14 protein-coding genes are annotated in these 13,682 nt (G+C 59.9%); 9 read left to right on the top strand and 5 right to left on the bottom strand.

Translation table 11 applies throughout. The annotated features are described in order from the left end of the window. The first annotated feature begins 6 nt into the window (after positions 1 to 6). The 6 genes from nuoI to nuoN are packed head-to-tail and all read left to right on the top strand — an operon-like array spanning position 7 to position 6,270. Positions 7 to 555 (top strand): NADH-quinone oxidoreductase subunit NuoI, encoded by a 549-nt coding sequence (gene nuoI / locus CRO59_RS13670; protein WP_003223795.1) that lies wholly within the window; start codon positions 7 to 9, stop codon positions 553 to 555. 9 nt (positions 556 to 564) lie between these two features. Further along, positions 565 to 1,065 (top strand): NADH-quinone oxidoreductase subunit J, encoded by a 501-nt coding sequence (gene nuoJ, locus CRO59_RS13665; protein WP_003223793.1) that lies wholly within the window; start codon positions 565 to 567, stop codon positions 1,063 to 1,065. Positions 1,066 to 1,068: 3 nt separating this feature from the next. Then, positions 1,069 to 1,377, top strand: a complete 309-nt coding sequence (nuoK, locus tag CRO59_RS13660) for an NADH-quinone oxidoreductase subunit NuoK (RefSeq protein ID WP_003180046.1) — start codon at positions 1,069 to 1,071, stop codon at positions 1,375 to 1,377. Next, positions 1,374 to 3,227, top strand: coding sequence for an NADH-quinone oxidoreductase subunit L (gene nuoL, locus CRO59_RS13655; protein ID WP_007964862.1), 1,854 nt, complete (start codon positions 1,374 to 1,376; stop codon positions 3,225 to 3,227). The genes nuoK and nuoL overlap by 4 nt, the downstream gene beginning before the upstream one ends. A 39-nt stretch (positions 3,228 to 3,266) precedes the next feature. Continuing rightward, complete coding sequence (nuoM, locus tag CRO59_RS13650; RefSeq protein WP_027614661.1) at positions 3,267 to 4,799, top strand: NADH-quinone oxidoreductase subunit M; 1,533 nt, start codon at positions 3,267 to 3,269, stop codon at positions 4,797 to 4,799. Positions 4,800 to 4,806: 7 nt separating this feature from the next. Beyond that, positions 4,807 to 6,270, top strand: a complete 1,464-nt coding sequence (nuoN, locus tag CRO59_RS13645) for an NADH-quinone oxidoreductase subunit NuoN (protein WP_097088123.1) — start codon at positions 4,807 to 4,809, stop codon at positions 6,268 to 6,270. 115 nt (positions 6,271 to 6,385) lie between these two features. Here the strand turns inward: nuoN and CRO59_RS13640 are convergent, their stop codons facing one another. Beyond that, on the bottom strand, positions 6,386 to 6,850 hold the full coding sequence (locus CRO59_RS13640; RefSeq protein WP_097088124.1) for a GNAT family N-acetyltransferase: 465 nt from the start codon (positions 6,848 to 6,850) through the stop codon (positions 6,386 to 6,388). Between the two features lie 370 nt (positions 6,851 to 7,220). Here CRO59_RS13640 and CRO59_RS13635 point away from each other — a divergent pair, with 370 nt between their 5' ends. The 3 genes from CRO59_RS13635 to CRO59_RS13625 all read left to right on the top strand — a co-directional run bounded on the left by CRO59_RS13635 (position 7,221) and on the right by CRO59_RS13625 (position 9,374). After that, entirely contained in the window at positions 7,221 to 7,571 is a 351-nt protein-coding gene (locus tag CRO59_RS13635) for a toxin (protein WP_007964869.1), read from the top strand. Continuing rightward, positions 7,561 to 7,875: a DNA-binding transcriptional regulator gene (locus CRO59_RS13630; protein ID WP_007964870.1), complete on the top strand. Its 315-nt coding sequence runs from the start codon at positions 7,561 to 7,563 to the stop codon at positions 7,873 to 7,875. Before CRO59_RS13635 ends, CRO59_RS13630 begins: the two co-directional genes overlap by 11 nt. 173 nt (positions 7,876 to 8,048) lie before the next feature. Then, entirely contained in the window at positions 8,049 to 9,374 is a 1,326-nt protein-coding gene (locus tag CRO59_RS13625; RefSeq protein WP_097088126.1) for an OprD family porin, read from the top strand. Positions 9,375 to 9,587: 213 nt separating this feature from the next. On the opposite strand, the gene CRO59_RS28985 is transcribed toward CRO59_RS13625, so the two are convergent. The 4 genes from CRO59_RS28985 to CRO59_RS13605 form a co-directional block, all read right to left on the bottom strand. Further along, positions 9,588 to 9,710 carry a hypothetical protein gene (locus tag CRO59_RS28985; protein ID WP_256214519.1) on the bottom strand — a complete coding sequence of 41 codons (123 nt, stop codon included), beginning with the start codon at positions 9,708 to 9,710 and terminating at the stop codon, positions 9,588 to 9,590. Continuing rightward, complete coding sequence (locus tag CRO59_RS13615) at positions 9,710 to 10,042, bottom strand: DUF2790 domain-containing protein (protein ID WP_097088127.1); 333 nt, start codon at positions 10,040 to 10,042, stop codon at positions 9,710 to 9,712. Before CRO59_RS13615 ends, CRO59_RS28985 begins: the two co-directional genes overlap by 1 nt. 66 nt (positions 10,043 to 10,108) lie before the next feature. Continuing rightward, the gene (locus CRO59_RS13610; RefSeq protein WP_097088129.1) at positions 10,109 to 10,309 is read right to left on the bottom strand and encodes a co-regulatory protein PtrA N-terminal domain-containing protein; all 201 of its coding nucleotides are present in this window, start codon (positions 10,307 to 10,309) and stop codon (positions 10,109 to 10,111) included. 212 nt (positions 10,310 to 10,521) lie between these two features. Then, positions 10,522 to 13,671, bottom strand: coding sequence for a CusA/CzcA family heavy metal efflux RND transporter (locus tag CRO59_RS13605; RefSeq protein ID WP_097088131.1), 3,150 nt, complete (start codon positions 13,669 to 13,671; stop codon positions 10,522 to 10,524). Between the last annotated feature and the right edge of the window lie 11 nt (positions 13,672 to 13,682).

The raw sequence follows: 13,682 nt of genomic DNA, 5'->3' as shown, positions 1-13,682 counted from the left end.
TGACCCATGTTCAAATATATTGGCGACATCGTTAAGGGTACCGGTACCCAGTTGCGCAGCCTGGTCATGGTCTTCGGCCATGGCTTTCGCAAGCGCGACACCCTGCAATACCCGGAAGAGCCGGTCTACCTGCCGCCACGCTACCGTGGTCGCATCGTCCTGACCCGTGACCCCGATGGTGAAGAGCGTTGCGTAGCCTGCAACCTGTGCGCCGTGGCTTGCCCGGTAGGTTGCATCTCGCTGCAGAAAGCTGAAACCGAAGACGGTCGCTGGTACCCGGACTTCTTCCGTATCAACTTCTCGCGCTGCATTTTCTGCGGTCTCTGCGAGGAAGCCTGTCCGACCACCGCAATCCAGCTGACTCCGGATTTCGAGATGGCCGAGTTCAAACGTCAGGACCTGGTGTACGAGAAAGAAGATCTTTTGATCTCCGGCCCCGGCAAAAACCCTGATTACAACTTCTATCGTGTTGCAGGTATGGCAATCGCTGGCAAGCCGAAAGGCTCTGCGCAGAACGAAGCCGAACCGATCAACGTGAAGAGCTTGCTGCCTTAAGGAAGAACGATGGAATTCGCTTTCTATTTCGCATCGGGTATCGCGGTTGTGTCCACGCTACGTGTGGTCACCAACACCAACCCTGTGCACGCCCTGCTCTACCTGATCATCTCGTTGATCGCCGTGGCCATGACCTTCTTCGCCCTCGGCGCGCCGTTCGCCGGCGTGCTGGAAGTGATCGCCTACGCCGGCGCCATCATGGTGCTGTTCGTGTTCGTGGTGATGATGCTGAACCTGGGTCCCGCCTCGGTTCAGCAGGAACGCACCTGGCTCAAGCCCGGCATCTGGGCAGGGCCGGTGATTCTCGCCGCCCTGCTGCTGGCCGAACTGCTGTATGTGCTGTTCGCTCACCAGAGCGGTCAGGCCATCGGCCACACCACCGTCGATGCAAAAGCCGTGGGCGTCAGCCTGTTCGGTCCGTATCTGCTGGTGGTCGAACTCGCCTCGATGCTGCTGCTCGCCGCAGCCGTCACGGCGTTCCATTTGGGCCGTAACGAGGCGAAGGAGTAAGACATGCCTGCTATCCCTCTCGAACATGGTCTGGCCGTTGCCGGCATCCTGTTCTGCCTTGGTCTGGTCGGCCTGATGGTCCGCCGCAACATTTTGTTCGTGTTGATGAGTCTGGAAGTGATGATGAACGCCTCTGCCCTGGCCTTCATCGTTGCGGGCGCCCGCTGGGCGCAACCGGATGGACAGATCATGTTCATCCTGGTGATCAGCCTTGCAGCCGCCGAGGCCAGTATTGGCCTGGCGATCCTGCTGCAACTGTATCGCCGCTTCCACACGCTCGATATCGACGCTGCCAGTGAGATGCGCGGATGAACCTAATCTTTCTGACTTTTGTATTCCCTCTGATCGGTTTCCTGCTGCTGTCGTTCTCCCGTGGACGCTGGTCGGAAAACCTCTCGGCGCTGATCGGCGTGGGTTCCATTGGCTTGTCGGCGATTGTCGCCGCCTACGTCATCTGGCAATTCAACGTCGCGCCTCCCGAGGGCGGTCACTACACCCTGGTGCTGTGGAAGTGGATGGCGGTCGAAGGCTTCAAGCCTGACTTCGCCCTCTACATCGATGGCCTGTCGATCACCATGCTCGGCGTGGTGGTGGGCGTGGGTTTCCTGATCCACCTGTTCGCGTCCTGGTACATGCGCGGCGAAGCGGGTTACTCGCGCTTCTTCTCGTACACCAACCTGTTTATCGCCAGCATGCTGTTCCTGGTACTCGGCGATAACCTGTTGTTCCTGTACTTCGGCTGGGAAGGCGTGGGCCTGTGCTCGTACCTGTTGATCGGTTTCTACTACAGCAACCGCAACAACGGTAACGCCGCACTCAAGGCCTTCATCGTGACCCGGATCGGCGACGTGTTCATGGCCATCGGCCTGTTCATCCTGTTCCAGCAAGTGGGCACGCTGAACATCCAGGAACTGCTGGTGCTGGCACCGCAGAAATTCCAGGTCGGCGACTTCTGGATCACCCTGGCGACCCTGATGCTGCTGGGTGGTGCGGTCGGTAAATCGGCGCAACTGCCACTGCAAACCTGGCTCGCGGACGCGATGGCTGGCCCGACCCCGGTGTCGGCACTGATCCACGCCGCGACCATGGTGACCGCTGGTGTCTACCTGATCGCCCGTACCCACGGTCTTTTCACCCTGGCGCCGGAAATCCTGCACCTGGTCGGCATCGTTGGTGGTGTGACTCTGGTACTGGCCGGTTTCGCCGCACTGGTGCAGACCGACATCAAACGTATCCTCGCTTACTCGACCATGAGCCAGATCGGCTACATGTTCCTGGCACTGGGCGTTGGTGCCTGGGATGGCGCGATTTTCCACCTGATGACCCACGCCTTCTTCAAGGCCCTGCTGTTCCTTGCTTCCGGTGCGGTGATCGTTGCCTGCCACCACGAGCAGAACATCTTCAAGATGGGCGGCCTGTGGAAGAAACTGCCACTGGCTTACGCCAGCTTCATCGTCGGTGGTGCTGCACTGGCCGCCCTGCCTCTGGTTACCGCCGGTTTCTACTCCAAGGACGAAATCCTGTGGGAAGCGTTCGCCAGCGGCAACCACGGTCTGCTCTACGCAGGTCTGGTCGGCGCGTTCATGACTTCGCTGTACACCTTCCGCCTGATCTTCATCACGTTCCACGGTGAAGCCAAGACCGAAGCCCACGCCGGTCACGGCATCTCGCACTGGCTGCCTCTGTCGGTACTGATCGTGCTGTCGACCTTCGTCGGCGCCATGATCGTGCCACCGCTGCACGGCGTACTGCCTGAGAGCGTTGGCCATGCCGGTGGTGAAGCCAAGCACAGTCTGGAAATCGCCTCGGGCGCCATCGCTCTGGCCGGTATCCTGCTGGCGGCCCTGCTGTTCCTCGGCAAGCGTCGCTTCGTGACGGCAATCGCCAACAGCGGCATCGGCCGTTTCCTTTCGGCCTGGTGGTTCGCTGCCTGGGGCTTCGACTGGATCTACGACAAACTGTTCGTCAAGCCGTACCTTGCGATCAGCCATGTACTGCGCAGAGACCCGCTCGACCAGACCATCGGTCTGATCCCGCGTATGGCCAAGGGTGGTCACACCGCCCTGAGCCGCACCGAGACCGGTCAACTGCGTTGGTATGCCGCCTCGATGGCTGCTGGTGCCGTGCTGGTAATCGGCGCCATCGTGCTGGTAGCGGTCTGATATGAACCTTGCGAATTTGCGAAAGGAAACGAGCCCGTCATGATTCTGCCTTGGCTAATCCTGATCCCCTTCATCGGCGGCCTGCTGTGCTGGATGGGTGAGCGCTTCGGCGCTACCCTCCCCCGCTGGATTGCGCTGTTGACCATGACCCTGGAACTCGCCCTCGGCCTCTGGCTGTGGGCCCACGGTGACTATTCATTTGCGCCGGCGCCTGGCGCCGATCCGACCTGGGCGCTTGAGTTCAAGCACGTCTGGATCCAGCGCTTCGGCATCAACGTGCATCTGGCCCTCGACGGCCTGTCGCTGTTGATGATCCTGCTGACCGGCCTGCTGGGTATCCTCTCGGTACTCTGCTCGTGGAAAGAGATTCAACGTCACGTTGGCTTCTTCCACCTGAACCTGATGTGGATCCTGGGCGGCGTTGTCGGCGTGTTCCTCGCCCTCGACCTGTTCATGTTCTTCTTCTTCTGGGAAATGATGCTGGTGCCGATGTACTTCCTCATCGCGCTCTGGGGTCACAGTTCTTCGGACGGCAAGAAAACCCGGATCTACGCAGCGACCAAGTTCTTCATCTTCACTCAGGCTTCCGGCCTGATCATGCTGGTGGCGATCCTCGGTCTGGTGCTGGTCAACTTCAACAACACTGGCGTGATTACCTTCAACTACGCCGACCTGTTGAAGACCAAGATGTCGATGACCACCGAGTACATCCTGATGCTCGGCTTCTTCATCGCCTTCGCGGTCAAGCTGCCAGTCGTACCGTTCCACTCGTGGCTGCCTGATGCGCACGCCCAGGCGCCGACTGCCGGTTCCGTCGACCTCGCCGGTATCCTGCTGAAAACCGCGGCCTACGGTCTGCTGCGTTTCGCCCTGCCGCTGTTCCCGAATGCTTCGGCCGAGTTCGCGCCGATCGCCATGACCCTCGGTCTGATCGGGATCTTCTACGGCGCGTTCCTCGCGTTCGCGCAAACCGACATCAAGCGTCTGATCGCCTTCTCGTCCGTTTCCCACATGGGCTTCGTGCTGATCGGCATCTACTCCGGCAGCCAACTGGCGCTGCAAGGTGCAGTGATCCAGATGCTGGCGCACGGTCTGTCGGCCGCGGCCCTGTTTATCCTCAGCGGTCAGCTGTACGAGCGTCTGCACACCCGTGACATGCGTGAGATGGGCGGTCTGTGGTCGCGTATCGCTTACCTGCCGGCGATCAGCCTGTTCTTCGCCGCCGCTTCGCTGGGTCTGCCGGGTACCGGTAACTTCGTCGGCGAGTTCCTGATCCTAATCGGTACGTTCGCCAGTGCGCCATGGATCACCGCGATTGCCACCTCCGGTCTGGTGTTCGGTTCGGTCTACTCGCTGATCATGATCCACCGTGCCTACTTCGGTCCGTCGAAATCGGATTCGATCCTGCACGGCATGGACGGTCGCGAACTGACCATGGTGCTGGGCCTTGCGGCGCTGCTGATTTACCTCGGCGTCTACCCGCAACCGTTCCTCGACACTTCCGCCGCCACGATGCATGGCGTGCAGCAGTGGCTCGGCACCGCCTTCACTCAACTCGCTTCGGCCCGGTAAGAGCGCTATGGAATTCACGATTCAACACTTTATTGCGCTAGCGCCACTGTTGATCACCAGCCTCACCATTATCGTGGTGATGCTGGCAATCGCCTGGCGCCGCAACCACTCGCAGACCTTCCTGATCTCGGTCGCCGGTCTGAACCTGGCCCTGCTGTCGATCCTGCCAGCCCTGAAAGTCGCGCCTCTGGCCGTGACCCCGTTGCTGCAAGTCGACACCTTCGCCTGCCTGTACATGGCGCTGATCCTGGTCGCCACCCTCGCCTGTGTAACCCTCGCCCACGCCTACCTCGGCGATGGCGGTTCGGGTTACCCGGGCAACCGTGAAGAACTGTACCTGCTGATCCTGATGGCCGCCGCCGGGGGTCTGGTTCTGGTCAGCGCGCAGCACCTGGCCGGTTTGTTCATCGGTCTGGAACTGCTGTCGGTGCCGGTCTACGGTCTGGTGGCTTATGCCTTCTTCAACAAGCGTTCGCTGGAAGCCGGCATCAAGTACATGGTGCTGTCGGCCGCCGGTTCCGCGTTCCTGTTGTTCGGTATGGCCCTGCTCTACGCTGACGCCGGCACCCTGAGCTTCGTCGGTATCGGTCAGGCCCTGGCTACCACCAACCTGCCGAGCTCGCTGGCTCAATTGGGTCTGGGCATGATGCTGATCGGTCTGGCGTTCAAGCTGTCGCTGGTACCGTTCCACCTGTGGACCCCGGACGTGTACGAAGGTGCTCCGGCGCCGGTCGCCGCGTTCCTCGCCACGGCGTCGAAGGTTGCCGTGTTTGCGGTGATGGTGCGTCTGTTCCAGATCTCCCCTGCCGCGAGCAGTGGCGTGCTGAGCGACGTACTGAGCGTGATCGCCGTCGCCTCGATCCTGTTCGGTAACCTGCTGGCTCTGACCCAGAGCAACCTCAAGCGTCTGCTCGGTTACTCGTCCATTGCGCACTTCGGCTACCTGCTGATTGCCCTGGTGGCGAGCAAGGGTCTGGCGGTGGAAGCCATCGGCGTGTATCTGGTCACCTACGTGATCACCAGCCTTGGCGCCTTCGGCGTGATCACCCTGATGTCCTCGCCGTACAATGGCCGTGACGCCGACGCGCTGTACGAGTACCGCGGCCTGTTCTGGCGCCGTCCGTACCTGACCGCGGTACTGACCGTGATGATGCTGTCGCTGGCCGGTATCCCGCTGACTGCCGGCTTCATCGGCAAGTTCTACATCATCGCCACCGGTGTCGAGTCGCATCAATGGTGGCTGGTCGGTTCGCTGGTACTGGGCAGCGCCATCGGCGTGTTCTACTACCTGCGTGTGATGGTCACCCTGTACCTGATCGAACCGAACCTGCGCCGCCACGACGCCCAGCTGCACTGGGAACAGAAGGCAGGCGGCGTAATGCTGCTGGCCATCGCCGTGGTCGCGTTCTTCCTCGGTGTGTACCCGCAGCCATTGCTGACTCTGGTTCAGCAGGCGGGTCTGGCGGGCTGATATTCGGCTGGCTGGAAACGGAAACGGCACCTTCGGGTGCCGTTTTTGTTTTAAGGATTCTATGTAGCAACAAATAACCTGTGGCGAGGGAGCTTGCTCCCTCGCCACAATGGCATCACAGTTTCTTCACCATCGGTACACACGCCAGTTGCAGACCCGAAGGTGATTGATAAACCGCGCTCTCCTCCCCGACGTAACCGCAGCGCCGGTAAAAATCGGCAGCGTTCAACGTTGCGTCCAGACACACCTCGGTCAGCCCGAGATCCCGCGCCAAATCTTCGAGAAAGTACAGAACACGCTTGCCCAGCCCACGCTGCATGAAATCCGGGCGAATGAAGATCGCGCCGATTTCACGGTAATCCAGATCGAGCATGCCGGTCGCTACGGCTTCACCCTCGATGCAGCCCAGATAGAAATGTCTCTCCATCAGCGTGTCGTAGCCGTCTTCGGCCGCTCCTTTGGTCCAATCGAGCATTTGCTGCTGGCTGTAGGCACCGATGCATTGGTGCCGGATGGCCAGTCGCCGAATGTCGAATGCGATCTGCGCATCGTCCGGGGTCGCTCTTCTGATGTCGAACATTTCTCTCTCCATGAGGTATGTGCGGACGGGGCATGAAAAAGCCCCGTCCATTGCTGGCGGGGCTTTGGGTAACACGTCAAATGACAAACACGTATGACCTCATGGCCCGCCGGAAGCGGTCATGGAGAAGCACATCATGTTCATTCGAAGTTGGACAGTCATGGGGCGATAGTGCTGCGGATTGTTCCGACACGTCAATTGCTAAGCCTCCTCTCTACTCAATCGAACGTTCTCACCACACTCGTCGATTCGTCCTACAGGTGTTTTTACGACTGGCGTCTACCGTTGAAAAAGGGACGAAAAGCAAGGCCAGGAAGCCTTGACCGATTCGATTATCGAGACAACACTATACGTAGGTAACGTACAGAACATGGATGCTCTATTTATCGAATTACCTGTATTTCAGAAGCACCGAGACGACTATCTGGATGACGATCTGTTTCGCAGCTTTCAATTGGAGTTGCTGAAAAATCCGGAAGCGGGCGATCTCATCGAGGACACAGGCGGGCTTCGTAAAATTCGCTTTAGCGACCAACGAAGAGGGAAAGGCAAGCGCAGCGGATTACGAGTGATTTATTACTGGTGGTCAGGCTTCGATCAGTTCTGGCTCTTTACCGTCTACAACAAAAACGAGCAGGACGATTTGACGCCTGCCCAGAAAAAACTTTTCAGAAAAACACTGGATAGAGAACTCAACGCGAGAAGCCACTATGAAACGTGACATTTTTTCCGAACTGATGGATGGACTGGAAGCACTGGCCGATGAACGCCAAGGCAAAATCACCTTGCGTACCCACAAGGTTCAGCTGCCAAAACTGATGCCGATCACTGCTGAGGAAGTGGTAGCCATCCGTCAGCAACTTAATCTCTCTCGGTCAGTATTCGCGATGTATCTACGCACCAACACGCGAACGCTCGAAAACTGGGAGCAAGGACGAGCAACGCCCAATGCTCAGGCCACAACCCTGATCCGTCTGGTCGAGCGTTTTCCACAGACAATCGAACAACTCGCAGCCCTGACCTGATAGAGGGTTTTCATTCCAGCCACATGACGAAATTGTAATTCCCCCATCACCTTGGCGTTATCCGCAGCTTGCAACGATGTGACCCGGCGACCAATGCCGGCGGGCCTTTGCCCGTCGAACAATAAAACCACGCCGACGCACGTTCCCGTTCTGCCGAACCCAAGGAGTGTTTGATGGTTAACAATACAAAAATGTCGATGGCCGCTTTAGCGGTGGTGGTCGGCACCGGGCCGTCCATGGTGTTTGCAGAAGACAAGCCTGAGGGCTTTGTCGAGGGCAGCAGCCTGACGGTGCTCAATCGCAACTTCTACTTCAATCGTGATCATCGCAACGGCCAGTCCAGCCCCACCGGCAACGGTTACTCCGAAGCCTGGGCGCATGCCGTGATCAGCAAGTTCGAATCCGGTTTCACCCAAGGCACCGTCGGGGTTGGAGTCGATGCGTTTGCGATGATCGGTCTGAAGCTCGATACCGGAGACGGGCGCGACGGCGGGCGCAGTTCGTTCGATGTGTTGCCGGTCAACAGCGACGGCGAAGCACGGGACGAATACACCAAGGTCGGTGGCGCTGCGAAAATTCGGGCGTTCGATACGGTGGTCAAGGTTGGCGATGTGTTCCCGGCCAATCCGGTGGTCGCGGCGGGTGACTCGCGCTTGCTGCCGGAAAGCTTTCGCGGGGTGACGGCGAGCAACACCAGCATTGAAGGTCTGTCGGTGCAGGGCGGTCGTTTGCATGCGATGAGCCAACCGGTGTCCAGCGACATGCGCGAAAATTTCGCCACGTTCTACGCAGGCCCGGTCAACTCGCCGTGGATCGCTTATGGCGGTGGTGATTATGTGCTGAACAAGAACCTTAGTCTCAGCCTGTATTCCAGTCGCCTCAAGGATGCCTGGAACCAGTATTACGCCGGCACCGCATGGACCTACCCACTGTCGGATGACCTGTCGCTGTTCGGCGGCTTGAACTATTACAAGGCAGTCGACGAAGGCAAACAACTGCTCGGCGAATTCGACAACAACATCTGGAGCGGCCGCGTCGGCGTGAAACTCGGCGCGCACTCCGTCGCCCTCTCCCACCAGCGCAACAACGGCAACGACGACTTCGATTACCTGCGCCAGTCCGACTCGATCTTCCTCGACAACTCGATCCAGTACAGCGACTTCAACTCGCCGAAGGAGCGTTCGTGGATGGTGCGTTATGACCTCGACATGAGCACCTACGGCGTACCCGGTCTGTCGTTCATGACCCGTTACGCACGTGGCACCGACGCCGACTATTCCGACGCCAACGCCGTGTACATGCGCCGCGATGCCGAAGGCAATCCGCTTACCGACCAGAAGCGCTGGGAGCGCGACATCGAAGTCAAATACGTGGTGCAGAGCGGTTCGATGAAAGACCTGTCACTGCGTTTGCGCCAGGCCACCACCCGTGCCACGGCGTTCGAGTCGGACCTGGATGAAGTGCGGGTGATCGTCGAATACCCGCTGGCGATTCTCTGAGTTTCCCCGAGCAATACCATTCACCTTTAGAAGCTCCTTGCTCCTTTGGTCAGAGGTGAATTTTTTGGCGCCCTTCGGGGCGCCTTTTTTATGCCTTTCCGAAATCACGCCGCAGAAAACTGTGGGAGCGGGCTTGCTCGCGAAGGGGCCATGTCAGTCAACATCAGTGCTGAATGACACACCGCTTTCGCGAGCAAGCCCGCTCCCACAGGGTTATGCGCTGGCTTCGACGTTATCCAGTGCCTTGCTCACCGCCAATTCGCCAAGCATGACCACCTGCGCAATCCTCAGCAGCGCATTGCGACCCGGGTTTGAAATACAAAACGTCTGGCTCATCAGCCACCGCTGTTGCGGCACACGCCTGCCACGCTGTACTTGAGCGTATTGAGCTGCCCTTGCGAGTCTTCGTAAGTCATGGCCGTCGGCACCACCGAGCAAGCCGGCTGCGGCTTCACCACGCTGACGATTTTCACCACGTCGAGCTTCATGCCGTATTCGTATTCCTTGACCACCGGCGCCGCTTTGCCGCGCTCGGCGGCGTATTGCTCCATGGCTTTGGCGTTGGCGCTGAAAGCACGTTCGAAAGTGCGATCGCCGCCGCCTTCACCCAGTGCATTTACCGACATCGCCATGACGCCGGCGAAGGTCATCCATTTGATCAACTGCATGTTTACTCCTCCGTAAAAAAGCCCGGCATCGGCACACGACAACGGGCTTGTTCCAGTGCGCCGGGCTTACAGGTCTTTGGTCTTGTCGTCTTTCTTCTCGTTGACCACGACCGGGTCGCGGGCCTGTTCCTTGGCCACGAACAGCTCCACCGCGCGATCATTGGCGGTCATCATGCGGTCGAAGGTGCGGTCACCACCGCCTTCGGCCATGGCCAGTGACGACAGCATCAGGGCGGTTGCGAAGGTGCTGAGTTGGGCGAATTTCATGGTTGATTCCTCGTTTAAGTAACTGACGGGATCAAAGTAACAAGGCGCACCTTTCGTGACGGTGGCGGGGGAATTACATATCCGTTATCTGCCGGATCAGTGCACGGAACCCATGTGGGAGCGGGCTTGCTCGCGAAAGCGGTGTGTCATCCAATATTGATGTCGACTGACACGGCCTCTTCGCGAGCAAGCCCGCTCCCACAAGGGATCACCTATTCAGACGGTACGGTGTCCTCATCCCGGCGATGGGCGATCTGGTACAGCGCGGGCAAGATCAGCAACGTGAGAATCGTCGAGGACAGAATCCCGCCAATCACCACCGTCGCCAGCGGCCGCTGCACTTCGGCGCCGGTGCCCGTCGCCAACGCCATCGGAATAAACCCCAGCGACGCCACCAACGCGGTCATCAACACCGGCCGCAAGCGCGTCAGCGCGCCGACGTTGATCGCCTCCGTCAGCGACCTTCCTTCCTCACGCAAATTGCGAATGAACGCGATCATCACCAGTCCGTTGAGCACCGCTACCCCGGACAACGCGATAAACCCCACGCCTGCGGAAATCGACAGCGGAATATCCCGCAACCACAGCGCCATCACCCCGCCAGTCAAGGCAAACGGAATCCCGGTAAACACCAGCAAGCCGTCCTTGAGGTTGTTGAACATCATGAACAGCAACCCGAACACCAGCAGCAACGCCACCGGCACCACAATCTGCAGGCGCTTGGCCGCCGATTGCAGTTGCTCGAACTGCCCGCCCCAACTGGTCCAGTAACCGGCAGGCACCTGCACCTCGCGCTCGATCAGCGCACCGGCCTCGCTGACGAACGAGCCGATATCCCGCCCGCGCACGTTGGCGCTGACGATCACCAGACGCTTGCCGTTTTCGCGGCTGACCTGGTTCGGCCCGAGCACCAGATCGAGGCTGGCGACGTCCTTCAGCGCGATAAACCCGATCTGATTCGCCGCACCGCTCAGCGCCGGCACCGGAATCAGCAACGCCGACAAGCCGTCGATGTCCTTGCGCATCGCATCGGACAAACGCACCACCATGTCGAAGCGCCGATCGCCTTCGTACAAGGTGCCGGCCTGACGCCCGCCCACTGCCACAGCGATGGTGTCCTGCACATCACCGACGTTGAGCCCGTAACGCGCCGCCTTGTCGCGGTCGATGTTGATGGTCAGCACCGGCAACCCGGTGGTCTGCTCGACTTTCACTTCAGAGGCGCCGTTGACCTTTTGCATCGCCGCCGCGATCTTCGCTGCCGTGGCATTGAGCACATCCATGTCATCGCCGAACACCTTGACCGCGACATCGCTGCGCACACCGGAGATCAGCTCGTTGAAGCGCAACTGGATCGGCTGCGACAGCTCATAGTTGCTGCCCGGCAACGTCGCGGCGGCTTGTTGCAACTCGGCCATCAGGGTTTCGCGGGACTTGTTCGGGTCTGGCCATTGATCCTTCGGTTTGAGCATCACGTAGCTGTCGGAGATGTTCGGCGGCATCGGGTCGGAAGCGATTTCCGCCGTACCGGTGCGGGCGAACACCCGTTCAACCTCCGGCACTTTGGCCAGGATCAGCGTTTCCAGGCGCTGCTGCATATCCACCGATTGCGTCAGGCTGGTGCCCGGCACGCGCAGCGCTTGCAGGGCGAAATCGCCTTCACTGAGGCTCGGCACAAACTCGCTGCCCATGCGGCTGGTGAGCACGCCGCTGAGCACGATCACCGCCAACGCCGCGCCCACGGCCACCGCGCGATGGGCCATAACCCAGGCCAACGCCGGCGCATACACCCGACGGGCGCCGCGCATCACCACGCCCTCTTCTTCCTTGACCTTGCCGGTGACGAACAGCGCAATCGCTGCCGGCACAAAGGTCACCGACAGCAGCATCGCACCGAGCAACGCGATGACCACGGTGAACGCCATCGGGTGGAACATTTTCCCTTCGACGCCGCTCAACGCGAAGATCGGCAGGTACACCACCATGATGATCAACTGGCCGAAAATCAGCGGGCGCCGCGCCTCTTTCGCCGCGGCGAAGACTTCCTTGAAACGCTCGGCACGGGTCAGCAAGCGGCCGTGATGCTGCTGCGCATGCGCCAGACGACGCAGGGTGTTTTCGACGATCACCACCGCGCCGTCGACGATGATGCCGAAGTCCAGCGCGCCGAGGCTCATCAGGTTGGCGCTGACCTTGTTGCTGAACATGCCGGTGAAGGTGAACAGCATTGACAGCGGAATCACCATCGCCGTAATCAGCGCGGCGCGGATGTTGCCGAGGAACAGGAACAGAATCGCGATCACCAGAATCGCGCCTTCGATCAGGTTCTTTTTCACCGTGGCGATGGCTTTGTCGACCAGGTGCGTGCGGTCGTACACCGGCACGGCGATCACGCCTTGCGGCAAGGACTTATTGATCTGTTCGAGCTTTCTCGCGACTGCTTGCGAGACGGTGCGGCTGTTTTCGCCGATCAGCATGAACACGGTGCCGAGCACCACTTCCCGACCGTTTTCGGTGGCCGCACCGCTGCGCAACTCACGGCCGATTTCCACCGTGGCGACATTCTTGACCCGGATCGGCGTGCCGTCGACATTGGCCATGACAATGTTAGCGATGTCCTCGGTGCTCGCCACTTGCCCCGGCGCGCGAATCAGCAATTGCTCGCCGCTACGCTCGATGTAACCGGCGCCGACGTTGGCGTTGTTGCGCTCCAGCGCGGTGATCAGATCGGTGAGGGTGAGCTTGTACGCGGCGAGGCGTTTCGGATCGGGCGCGATCTGGTATTCCTTGGCAAACCCACCGATGGTGTTGATCTCGGCAACGCCCGGCACGTTGCGCAATTGCGGCTTGATGATCCAGTCCTGAATCACCCGCAGATCGGTCGGCGTGTAGGCTGTGCCGTCGTCCTTCAACGCGCCCTCCTGCGCCTCGACCGTCCACAGAAAGATTTCACCGAGGCCGGTTGAGATCGGCCCCATCACTGCTTCCGCGCCTTCGGGCAATTGCTCCTTGGCGATCTGCAGACGCTCGTTGACCAGTTGGCGGGCGAAGAACAGGTCGGTGCCGTCCCTGAAGATTACCGTGACCTGCGACAGCCCGGAGCGCGACAGCGAGCGGGTCTGCTCCAGCGCCGGCAAACCGGCCATCGCGGTTTCAATCGGGAAAGTGATGCGCTGCTCGGTTTCCAGCGGTGAGAACCCGGCGGCGCCGGTGTTGATCTGCACCTGGACGTTGGTGATGTCGGGCACGGCGTCGATCGGCAGTTTCTGATAACTGGCGATGCCGAGGCCGGCCATGAGCAGAACGGCGAGCAGCACGATGATGCGCTGCTCGATGGCAAACTGGATCAGGCGTTCGAACATGGGGACCTTCC

Origin of the sequence: Pseudomonas sp. LAMO17WK12:I5 (assembly GCF_900215165.1) — a bacterium.
Lineage (GTDB): Bacteria > Pseudomonadota > Gammaproteobacteria > Pseudomonadales > Pseudomonadaceae > Aquipseudomonas > Aquipseudomonas putida_A.
This window is presented reverse-complemented; position numbering and strand designations above follow the sequence as displayed.